Origin of the sequence: Pseudomonas wayambapalatensis (assembly GCF_049942315.1) — a bacterium.
GTDB classification, from domain to species: domain Bacteria; phylum Pseudomonadota; class Gammaproteobacteria; order Pseudomonadales; family Pseudomonadaceae; genus Aquipseudomonas; species Aquipseudomonas wayambapalatensis.
In genome coordinates, this window is record NZ_JBNFMU010000052.1 from 1 (window position 1) to 10,888 (window position 10,888).

The 10,888-nt window shown below is 65.8% G+C and carries 9 protein-coding genes and 1 riboswitch; of the genes, 6 read left to right on the plus strand and 3 right to left on the minus strand.

From position 1 onward, the window contains the following. Nucleotides 1-159 precede the first annotated feature (159 nt). The gene (locus ACPZMI_RS01555; RefSeq protein ID WP_426351549.1) at nucleotides 160-807 is read right to left on the minus strand and encodes an ankyrin repeat domain-containing protein; all 648 of its coding nucleotides are present in this window, start codon (nucleotides 805-807) and stop codon (nucleotides 160-162) included. Between the two features lie 163 nt (nucleotides 808-970). Here ACPZMI_RS01555 and ACPZMI_RS01560 point away from each other — a divergent pair, with 163 nt between their 5' ends. The 5 genes from ACPZMI_RS01560 (at nucleotide 971) to ACPZMI_RS01580 (ending at nucleotide 8,683) form a co-directional block, all read left to right on the plus strand. Continuing rightward, on the plus strand, nucleotides 971-1,852 hold the full coding sequence (locus ACPZMI_RS01560; protein WP_186710419.1) for a LysR substrate-binding domain-containing protein: 882 nt from the start codon (nucleotides 971-973) through the stop codon (nucleotides 1,850-1,852). 45 nt (nucleotides 1,853-1,897) lie between these two features. Then, a riboswitch (cobalamin riboswitch) is annotated at nucleotides 1,898-2,095 on the plus strand. Nucleotides 2,096-2,194: 99 nt separating this feature from the next. Continuing rightward, nucleotides 2,195-3,262 (plus strand): cobalamin biosynthesis protein CobW, encoded by a 1,068-nt coding sequence (gene cobW, locus ACPZMI_RS01565; RefSeq protein ID WP_054893920.1) that lies wholly within the window; start codon nucleotides 2,195-2,197, stop codon nucleotides 3,260-3,262. A 3-nt stretch (nucleotides 3,263-3,265) separates the two neighbouring features. Continuing rightward, nucleotides 3,266-7,015, plus strand: a complete 3,750-nt coding sequence (cobN, locus tag ACPZMI_RS01570) for a cobaltochelatase subunit CobN (protein ID WP_426351550.1) — start codon at nucleotides 3,266-3,268, stop codon at nucleotides 7,013-7,015. A 1-nt stretch (nucleotide 7,016) separates the two neighbouring features. After that, nucleotides 7,017-8,015 (plus strand): magnesium chelatase ATPase subunit I, encoded by a 999-nt coding sequence (locus ACPZMI_RS01575; protein WP_426351551.1) that lies wholly within the window; start codon nucleotides 7,017-7,019, stop codon nucleotides 8,013-8,015. Between the two features lie 53 nt (nucleotides 8,016-8,068). Further along, a complete protein-coding gene (locus ACPZMI_RS01580) occupies nucleotides 8,069-8,683 on the plus strand; it encodes a vWA domain-containing protein (protein ID WP_426351553.1) in 615 nt (204 codons plus the stop codon). A gap of 102 nt (nucleotides 8,684-8,785) precedes the next feature. Here ACPZMI_RS01580 and ACPZMI_RS01585 read toward each other — a convergent pair whose 3' ends face one another. Next, complete coding sequence (locus tag ACPZMI_RS01585; RefSeq protein WP_054893924.1) at nucleotides 8,786-9,055, minus strand: hypothetical protein; 270 nt, start codon at nucleotides 9,053-9,055, stop codon at nucleotides 8,786-8,788. 333 nt (nucleotides 9,056-9,388) lie between these two features. Here ACPZMI_RS01585 and ACPZMI_RS01590 point away from each other — a divergent pair, with 333 nt between their 5' ends. Further along, complete coding sequence (locus ACPZMI_RS01590) at nucleotides 9,389-10,714, plus strand: sigma-54 dependent transcriptional regulator (protein WP_186665370.1); 1,326 nt, start codon at nucleotides 9,389-9,391, stop codon at nucleotides 10,712-10,714. Here the strand turns inward: ACPZMI_RS01590 and ACPZMI_RS01595 are convergent. Further along, nucleotides 10,702-10,888 (minus strand): hypothetical protein (locus ACPZMI_RS01595; RefSeq protein WP_426351552.1); only part of this gene is annotated, 187 nt, incomplete at its 5' end. The genes ACPZMI_RS01590 and ACPZMI_RS01595 overlap by 13 nt on opposite strands.

Genomic DNA, 10,888 nt, shown 5'->3' on the forward strand with positions numbered 1-10,888 from the left:
AGCGGGCTGGCCCGCGAACACCGGCGCAGCCCGTGCCAGGCTGCGCGGTGTCTTTTTCGCGGGCAAGCCCGCTCCCACAACAGGACCCATAGCTTCTGAATACGGCGGTGTTACCCGTGGGAGCCAACTGTCTTTCAACTACCGCCGACCAGCGGTTCATCACCGCTCCAGCAACGCCACCATTTCTGCATACCCGCGCGTGCGCGCATGCTCCAGCGCCGTCACGCCATCCTTGTCGGCAATCGCCGGATCCGCGCCGGCCGCCAGCAGCCGTCGCACAATGTCCACATGGCGCGGACCGCCGTCGCCAAGGATCACCGCCTCGAGCAAGGCGGTCCAGTGCAGCCGGTTGAGGTGGTTCACGTCCACGCCAGCATCGATCAGCATCTGCACCGTTTCCACATGGCCACGCTCCGCCGCCGGAATCAGCGCCGTGCCGCCGTAGCGGTTGGTGCTGGCGAGGTCGGCGCCGTGCGCCAGGGTCAGGCGCAGGATCTCGTTCAGGCCGCGAGCGCCGGCATACAGGTAGGGGCTGTCGTGGATGTTGTCCTTGGCGTTCACATCGGCGCCGGCCTCGATCAGCACCTTGGCCGCGTCGATGTGGTTGCCGTGGGTCGCGGCCAGCAGAGGTGTGCGCCCTTGGCCATCGCGGCTGTCGAGCGCCACCGGTTCCTTGAGCAGGCGACGGATGGCAGGTGCATCGCCGCGCTGGGCGGCATAAAGCAGGCGGGTATCCATGGACGTGGTCTCGGCGTGGGCGGCAAGGCAGGTTAAGGCCAGCAGGCAGGCAGCGAGGGTGTGGCGCATGCGTAGGGCTCCTGAGGCAAAGCCTCATCCTAGGGAAAAAGTTGCAGGCAACTGAAACGAATTATCTGGATGAGCTGTAGTGGATTTCCGAATACATCAACGTTGCCCGCCTCGAAGGGCCATGCTAGAAGTCAGCGTCATCATTTGAAAACCGAATACCCTCATGTCCATCAGCGTAAAACCGAATAGGGCTCTGTTCGATCTCGACCTGTTGCGCGCCATCGTCGTGGTCGCCGATTGCGGCAGCTTCACCACGGCTGCAGCCCGTCTGCATTCGACCCAGTCGACCATCAGCCAGAAGGTACGACGCCTCGAGGAGATGGTCGGCCATCGCCTGCTGGTGCGTGGCAACCGCGACGTGCTGCCCACCGACGCCGGGCAGACTCTGCTTGGCTATGCCAGGCACATGCTGGCGCTGAACGACCAGATGCTCGAGGCCCTGGCCGGAGCCATGGTCGGCGTCACCGTGCGCCTTGGGGTGCCCGAAGATTTCGTCGGCGGGCGAACCACCAATGCGTTGTCGGCGTTCAGCCGCCTGCACCCGCAGGTCAAGCTTGAAGTCACCAGCGGCCTGTGCCGCGACCTGAGCCAGGCCTACGACAATGGTGAACTCGATCTGGTGCTGCTCAAGCAGCGGCGCAACAGCCGCGAGGGGGTGTCCTGCTGGCCCGAGCGCCTGCAATGGATCGACAGCGTGCGCATGCCGGCCTTCGAGCTTGACCCGGTGCCCTTGGTCACCTTTCCACCGCGCGGGCTGTACCGCGAAGACATGATCCATGCCATCGAAGGCATGGGCCGGCGCTGGCGCATCAGCTTCACCAGCTCCAGCTTGTCCGGTATCCAGGCCGCGGTGGCCGACGGCATGGGCGTGAGCCTGCTGCCGCCGCGCGCGGCCACCGCCGAGCACCGAGTACTGGGGGCGGCGCAAGGTTTGCCGGAGGTGGACAGCTACGAGATCGTCATCGTCCACCGGCCAACGGCCGATGTGATGGTCAAGGCCCTGGCGCAGGTGCTGACCGAGTTGCTGGCCGGGGGTGGCATCTGAAGGCTCCGAACAGCGTCAGACGGTTGACCACCTGCGCACCACTGCGTAGCCTTGCCGCTTCGAGGTTCTCCGGCGCTGCCGGAGCTAAGACGGGAACGCGGTACAAGCCGCGGCTGCCCCCGCAACTGTAAGCACTGAACAGGGTCGACACAGCCACTGCGCCCGCGCGCGGGAAGGCGTCGTCCTGACGGCTGGAGGTCGTGCAGTGCAAGCCAGGAGACCTGCCTCGCAACGTATTCGACTTTCAACCGGGCGGGGTGATCCGGTGGCGAGCGAGCCCGGCCGGTCGGTCGCGGCTTTCGTCCCGCATGCCCGCACCATTGCTGCCAAGGGCATCGCCACATGAAAACACTGGCCAAACTTCCCGTCACCATCGTCACCGGCTTCCTCGGCTCGGGCAAGACCACCTTGCTGCGCCACATGCTCGACAACGCCCAGGGGCGACGCATCGCGGTCATCGTCAACGAGTTTGGCGAGCTGGGTATCGACGGCGAAATCCTCAAGCAGTGCAGCATCGGCTGCACCGAGGAAGAGGCCAACGGCCGCGTCTATGAGCTGGCCAACGGCTGCCTGTGCTGCACCGTGCAGGAAGAGTTCTTCCCGGTGATGCGTGAGCTGGTCGCTCGCCGTGGCGACCTGGACCACATTCTCATCGAGACCAGCGGCCTGGCCCTGCCCAAACCGCTGGTGCAAGCCTTCCAGTGGCCGGAAATCCGCAATGCCTGCACCGTCGATGCGGTAATCACCGTCGTCGACAGCCCAGCCGTGGCCGCCGGCACCTTCGCCGCCTACCCGGACCAAGTCGACGCGCAGCGCAAGCTCGACCCCAACCTGGACCACGAATCCCCGCTGCATGAGCTGTTCGCCGACCAACTGGCCAGTGCCGACCTGGTGGTGCTGAACAAGGCTGACCTGATTGACGCTGAGGGCCTGGCCAAGGTCCGCGCCGAAGTCGCCGAAGAGCTGCCGCCGGCCGTCAAGGTGATCGAGGCCAGCAGCGGTCGCCTGCCGCTGGATGTGTTGCTGGGCGTGGGTGCCGAGTCCGAAGTGCACATCGATGGTCGTCGCACCCACCACGATTCGCACCACGACGGCGACGATCATGACGATCACGATCATGACGCGTTCGATTCCATCTCCATCGACCTGCCTGAAGCGGACGAAAGCCTCCTGCTCGATGCCCTGACGCAACTGGTCACCGAGTTCGGCATCCTGCGCGCCAAAGGCTTTGCCGCGATCCCCGGCAAGCCGATGCGCCTGTTGATCCAAGGTGTGGGCACGCGCTTCGACAAGCACTTCGACCGCGCCTGGCGCAGCGACGAGCCGCGCATCACCCGCCTGGTGTTGATCGGCCAGGACCTCGACGCGGCACAGTTGGAAGCGCGCCTGCGCCAGGCCCTGGGCGCCTGATCCATGCACCTGCTGCGGACCCAGCCCGGCGGCTTCGTGCCGGACGACAGCATTGCCGACCTCGGCCAGACACCCGCCGAGCTGGTGATTCTCTGCAGCGGTGACTCTCACCTGGCACTGCTCGCCGAAACCGCCGAGCAGTTGCCGGACGATTTCCCCAGCCTGCGCCTGGCCAACCCCATGCAGGTGCAGAACCACGCCTCCGTCGACCTGTACATCGATGAGGTGTTGCGCCATGCCAAAGTGATCCTGGTATCGCTGCACGGCGGTGTCGGCTACTGGCGCTATGGCGTCGAGCAGTTGGTCGAACTCGCCGCGCGTGGCGTGCAGTTGATCCTGGTGCCCGGCGATGACCGCCCCGATCCGGAGCTGACACAGTTGGGCACGGTGCCGGCCGAACAGGCCGAGCGGCTCTGGCACTACCTGCGCCAGGGCGGCAAGGCCAATGCGGCCAACCTGTTCAATTGCCTGGCCAGCCAGTGGCTGGGGCGCGACTATGCCTGGGACGAACCCCAGCCGCTGCCGCGCACCACGGTCTACCACCCCGGCAAGCCCAGTGCAGGGCTTGAAGACTGGTTCCCCGAGTGGCACCCGGAGCATCCGGTGGCGCCGATCCTGTTCTACCGCTCGCACCTGCAGGCCGCCAACACCGGGTTCATCGATGTGTTTTGCCAGCGCTTGCAGGCCGCCGGGCTGAACCCGTTGCCGATCGCAGTCGCCAGTCTCAAGGAGGCGGCCTGTCTCGAACAGGTAGAGGCCTGGCTCGACGAGGTCGGCGCCGAAGTGGTCATCAACACCACAGGCTTTGCCTTGTCCAGCCCCGAGCGGCCCAACCTGCGTCCGCTGCGCCGCGACGTGCCGGTGTTGCAGGCGATCTGCGCCCAGGACAACCAGCCCGGCTGGGAAGCCAGCGAGCAGGGCTTGGGTGCGCGCGACCTGGCCATGCACATCGCCTTGCCGGAGCTGGACGGGCGCATCATCACCCGACCGGTCAGCTTCAAGGACCTGGCCTGGCGCAGCGAGAGCAGCCAGTCCGATGTGGTCTGCTACAAGGCCCACCCCGAACGCATGGATTTCGTCGCCGAGCTGGCACGGCGCTGGGTCGAGCTGGCGCGACTGCCCAATGCCCAGAAGCGCGTGGCGCTGGTGCTGGCCAACTATCCGACCCGCGACGGGCGTATCGGCAATGGCGTGGGGCTCGACACGCCTGGCGCCGCGCTGAACATCCTGAATGCCCTGCAGGCCGAGGGTTATCCGGTTGCTGGCTTGCCGCAGACGGGCACGGCGCTGATTCACGAACTGCTCGGCGGCGTGACCAACGACCTGGATCACCTCGACCAGCGCCCCTGTGCCCAGAGCCTGTCTCTGGACGACTACCTCGCGGCCTTCGCCTGCCTGCCCGAGGCCAACCAGCGTGCGGTGCGCGAACGCTGGGGCGCGCCTGAGCAAGACCCGATGTTCCGCAGTGGCCGGATGATGATCGCCGGTCTGCGCTACGGCCTGACCTTTGTCGGTATCCAGCCGGCCCGGGGCTACCAGGTAGACCCGAGCGCGGTGTATCACGACCCGGACCTGGTGCCGCCGCACGGCTACCTGGCGTTCTATTTCTGGTTGCGCAACGGCTTTGCCGCCGATGCGCTGATCCATGTCGGCAAGCACGGCAATCTGGAGTGGCTGCCCGGCAAGGGCGTCGGGCTGTCCGCCGAGTGCTGGCCGGATGCGCTGCTCGGCCCGCTGCCGAACATCTACCCGTTCATCGTCAACGACCCTGGTGAGGGCGCCCAGGCCAAGCGCCGCACCCAGGCGGTGATCATCGACCACCTGATGCCGCCACTGACCCGCGCCGAAACCTACGGGCCGCTGCGTCATCTGGAGCAGCTGGCCGACGAATACTACGAGGCGCAACTGCTCGACCCGCGCCGTGCCCGCGAGCTGCAGCGCGACATTCTCGAACTGGTCAAGGCCAACCATATCGACCGTGACCTGCAGCTCGAAGGGCAACTGGACGATGCCGCTGTCTGGCTGCCACGCCTGGACACCTACTTGTGCGACTTGAAAGAGTCGCAGATTCGCGATGGCTTGCATGTCTTTGGCCAGTCGCCGCAAGGGCGCCTGCGCAGTGATACGCTGCTGGCGCTGCTGCGGGTCGATCGTGGTGACGGCCGTGGCGGCAATGCCAGCCTGCTGCGCGCACTGGCGCGGGCGCTGGCGTTGGGGTTCGATCCGCTGGATTGCGACCTCGGGCAAGCCTGGGAAGGGCCGCGACCTGTGCTGCTGCAGGCACTCGACCAGGCGGCGTGGCGCACCTGCGGCGACACACGCGAGCGCCTGGAAGCGCTTGCCCTGGCCTTGATCGAAGGCCGTGAAACGGCACCGGACAGCGCGCAGTGGCAGGGCGTGCACGCCGTGCTGCAGGCGTTGAGGGAGGAGGTCGCGCCGCACCTGGATGCCTGCGGGGCCGCCGAGATCGAGGGCCTGCTGGTCGCGCTGGCCGGGCGCTTCGTGCCGGCGGGTCCCAGCGGGGCACCCAGCCGCGGACGCCTGGACGTACTGCCCACCGGGCGCAACTTCTATACCGTGGATGTGCGCAACCTGCCCACCACCACCGCCTGGCGCCTGGGCTTTGCCTCTGCCAGCCTGATCCTCGAGCGCCACCTGCAGGAGCATGGCGATCACTTGCGCCAGCTCGGGCTGTCGGTCTGGGGTACGGCGACCATGCGCACTGGCGGTGACGATATCGCCCAGGCCATGGCGCTGATGGGGGTCAGGCCGGTATGGGCCACCGGCAGCCAGCGGGTCGATGACTTCGAAATCCTGCCCCTGAGCCTGCTCGATCGCCCGCGAGTAGATGTCACCTTGCGCGTGTCGGGTTTCTTCCGCGATGCCTTCGGCAACCTGATTCGCCTGTTCGATGCGGCGGTTCAGGCCGTGGCGGCGCTGGACGAGCCGGACGACCTCAACCCGCTGGCGGCCCGCGTGCGTGCCGAGCGCCAGGCGCTGCTGGCGCAGGGTGTCGATGCCGAGCAGGCCGGGCGCCAGGCTGGCTGGCGGGTATTCGGCGCCAAGCCGGGTGCCTATGGCGCGGGTGTGCAGAACGCCATCGACGGACGCCTCTGGCAGGGGCGCGCCGACTTGGCCGAGGTCTACCTCAACCATGGCGGCTACGCCTACGGTGCCGCCGATGAAGGCACGCCGGCACGGGCCCAGTTCGCCCAGCGCCTGGGGCAGGTCCAGGCGGTGTTGCAGAACCAGGACAACCACGAGCACGACCTGCTCGACTCCAACGACTACTACCAGTTCCAGGGCGGCATGCTCGCGGCTGCAGAAACCCTGGCAGGCGTCACGGTCGCCAGCTACCACGGCGACCACAGCCAGGTCGACCGCCCGCGTATTCGCACCCTCAAGGAAGAGCTGAACCGGGTGATCCGTGCGCGTGCGCTGAACCCGAAATGGATCGACGGGGTCAAGCGTCACGGCTATAAAGGTGCCTTCGAGCTGGCGGCGACGGTCGACAACCTGTTCGCCTTCGATGCCACCACTCACCTGATCGACGATCACCATTACCAGTCGCTGGCCGATGCCTACGTGCTCGACCCGGCGACTCGAGCATTCATGCGCGAGCATAACCCGCACGCCTTGCACGATCTGACCGAGCGCTTGCTGGAAGCCCAGCAGCGCGGTCTGTGGCAGGCGCCGGGCGATTACCGCGAGGCCCTCGAGCAGCAGTTGCTCGACGGCGAGGAAGAGGCCTGAAATGACCGAACCCCTGCAGTTTCCCCTGGCCGCCGTGGTCGGTGCGCAAGACCTCAAGCTGGCCCTGTGCCTGACCGCCATCGACCCGAAGATCGGCGGTGTGCTGATCGAGGGGCCGCGTGGCATGGCCAAGAGCACCTTGGCCCGGGGCCTGGCCGACCTGCTCGGCGCGGGCCCTTTCGTGACCCTGCCGCTTGGCGCGACCGAAGAGCGGCTGGTCGGTACTCTGGATCTGGACGCTGCGCTGGGGCAGGGCAAGGCACGCTTTTCGGCGGGCGTGCTGGCCCAGGCGGATGGCGGGGTGCTCTATGTGGATGAGGTCAACCTGCTGCCCGACCCGCTGGTGGACCTGCTGCTGGATGTGGCGGCCAGCGGCACCAACCGTGTCGAGCGCGACGGCATCTCGCACCGTCACCCCGCGCGTTTCGTGCTGATCGGCACCATGAATCCGGAAGAGGGCGAACTGCGTCCGCAGTTGCTCGACCGTTTCGGCTTGAACATCGCCCTTGAAGGCACGCCTGAGCCGGACGACCGTCAGCAGATCATCCGTCGCCGTCTGGCATTCGACAGTGACCCCGAGGCGTTCTGCGCGCAATGGGCAGTGGCCCAGGCGCAGTTGCGCGAACGCTGCCAGCAAGCGCGTGAGCGCCTGCCCGCCATTGCCCTGGACGACCAGGCGCTGGCCTGGATCACCGAGCGTTGTTTCGCTGCGGGTGTCGATGGCCTGCGTGCCGACCTGGTCTGGTTGCGGGCGGCACGCGCCCATGCCGCGTGGCGCGGTGCTGAGGCCATCGGCGAGGAAGATGTGGAGGCCGTGGCCGAATTTGCCCTGCGCCATCGCCGTCGCAGCGCAGAGCCGCCCGCCAGCTCGAGCACGCCGCCACAGGGCGGTCAGCAGCCGCAGAACCAGGGCGGGCAAGGTGACTGGGGAGCGCTGGAGGCGCAGCCGGTGACGGCAGGTGCCCGGCGCGAGGTGCCGAACTGGGCAAAAAAGCCCTGAGCATCCGCGCACGAGTTGGTTCAGCGGCGGATGCCAGGCCCCGTGCCGGAAAACTGACAGGTGCCAGCCGCGGGCGTGCCCGTGCCGCCGCTGACGGTCGGGTTGCCTGGGTGCCGACCCTGCTCAAGGGCCGGCCGCGTCGCGTCGAGGATCTGTGCTGGCAGCAACGCCATGGACAAGCGCCAGAGCTGTGGTTGGTGATTGTCGATGCATCGGCGTCAACCCGCCGCCACCAATCCCTGGCGCAAGCCAAGGGTTTTCTCCAGACCTTCTTCGACCAGGCCTACCGCCAGCGTGCGCGCCTGGCGTTACTGACCGCCAGCGGCAGCACACCACAATGGCAGCGCCATGGCCTGAAGGCCTCCGCAGCGCTTCAGCCCTGGCTGCGCGCGCTCGGGGCGGGGGGCGGCACGCCGTTGCTCGCGGCCCTGGAAGAGGCGCGCCAGTGGTTGCTGCGCCGTGGCAAAGCGCACCCCGGGGAGGTCCAACGCTGCCTGGTGCTGACCGACGGGCGCCTGCAACGCTGGAAGCCTGTGCAGCCGATGCCCTGTGCCTGCGTGCTGGTCGATATCGAGACGGCGCCGGTGCGCCTGGGGCGCGCACGGCAACTTGCTGCGCAACTGCAGGCGGATTACCAGCATGTCGAACAGTTCAGCGTTGTTGAATAACGTGGGCGCGCGACAATAAGTCGCACAAACTGAAAGTTGCCGGATCGGCAGGGGGAAAGTTGCACAAGTGCGCGACAAGATGCGCACTTGTGCAATGGCAAGTTATGCCTTGGGCATGGACCAGGGTTGCAGGTCGTAGCCTTTTTCGAACAGTTCGGCGCGGACTTCCTCGATCAGGCTCGCCCATTGTGCTGGGTCCGAATAGATGCGCGAGGATACCTGCTTGCTGCCGATGCGGGTGCTGGTCCGGTCGATCACTGCCAGGCTCAGCTCACCAGTACCGTTGGGTGCATCCCAGGCAACGCACTGGAAGGGTTCGAAGGCGTGGTCGGCAATCAGCAGTGCTTCGTTGACACGGAGCGGGGCATTCATGGTTCGGTCTCTCTTGTGGTCCCAAACAGCAAATGTGTGTCCGCGCCGGGTAAAGAAATGAACGATTGCAGCGCGGGGTTATTGGTACTGATGCTCCGGATCGTGGGTGAAGTCACATGGCAGTCGAAAATTTTTTTATAACGGAAAAAGTGATCCGTTGTATGTGCCGCCTGTGACGCCAGTTATGGGTAAAAATTCCGAAGTCGCTTTGCGTGACGGCATTTGGCAGACAAACGGTAGTGGGCACCGTCAGGTTCGTTGCTACTGTTAATTCGGGCGCCGCAACTTACTGTTTCTAATTAAAAAACTGAAAATTGGCGCCAAGGATAGGTCATGCTTGAACCTGCATCCCAACGCCGTCTGCTGATTGTCGATCCCTGCGATGATTGCCACCGTCTACTGCCGGGCCTGCGGGGCGCCGGTTGGGATGTGCGCAGTTGTACCCTGGGCGCTGCGCTCGAGCATCCTTGTGACGTCGGCCTGTTGCGATTGCAGGCCTCGCACCTGCGTCACCAGGATGCCGTCAAGGACTTGATCAAGCGCAGCAATACCGAATGGATCGCCGTGCTCAGCGCCGAAGAGTTGCGCATGCAGAACGTCGGCGATTTCGTCTGTGAGTGGTTCTTCGACTTCCATACCCTGCCATTCGACGTTTCCCGGGTGCAGGTCACCCTCGGGCGTGCGTTCGGCATGGCGCGCTTGCGTGGCAAGGGGGCGGTGCGGGTCGATGAGCCCGAGCACGAACTGCTGGGCGAGAGCCGTCCCATCCGCGAGTTGCGCAAGCTGCTCGGTAAGCTGGCGCCTACAGAGTCGCCCGTGCTGATCCGTGGCGAGAGCGGCACCGGCAAGGAGTTGGTGGCGCGCACGCTGCATCGTCAGTCGCAGCGCCATGACAAGCCGTTCATCGCCATCAATTGCGGGGCCATTCCCGAGCATCTGATCCAGTCCGAGCTGTTCGGCCACGAGAAAGGCGCCTTTACCGGGGCGCATCAACGCAAGGTCGGGCGTATCGAGGCGGCGCACGGCGGTACGCTGTTCCTCGACGAGATTGGCGACCTGCCTCTGGAGTTGCAGGCCAATCTGTTGCGTTTTCTGCAGGAGAAGCACATCGAGCGCGTTGGCGGCAGTCAGCCGATTCCGGTGGATGCGCGGGTGCTGGCCGCGACGCACGTGGATCTGGAGCAGGCGATCGAGCGTGGCAGGTTCCGTGAAGACCTGTATTACCGGCTCAATGTCCTGCAGGTGGTGACCGCGCCTCTGCGTGACCGGCACGGTGACCTGTCGATGCTGGCCAACCATTTCTCGCATTTCTACAGCCTGGAAACGGGGCGACGGCCACGCTCGTTCAGCGACAATGCCCTGGCGGCCATGGGGCGGCACGACTGGCCGGGCAACGTACGTGAACTGGCCAACCGCGTACGTCGCGGCTTGGTGCTGGCCGAGGGGCGACAGATCGAGACGCAGGATCTGGGGTTACAGGTGCTGGAGGAGGCCGAGGCGCCGCTGGGGACGCTGGAAGACTACAAGCACCGCGCAGAACGCCAGGCGTTGTGCGATGTGCTCAACCGCCACAGTGACAACATGAGCATCGCGGCGAAGGTGCTGGGGGTTTCCCGACCCACCTTCTACCGCTTGCTGCACAAGCATCAGATCCGCTGAATCCCGTAGGAGCAACTGTCTTGCTCAAAATCTAAAGGCCAGCCCAATCCCTGTGGGAGCGGGCTTGTCCCGCGAACACGGGCGTAGCCCGTGCCATGCAGCGCGGTGTCTTTTTCGAAGAGGATGTACAGCGCAATCCCCAAGCCGAACAGGGCATCCAGTTGTGGCCAGCCA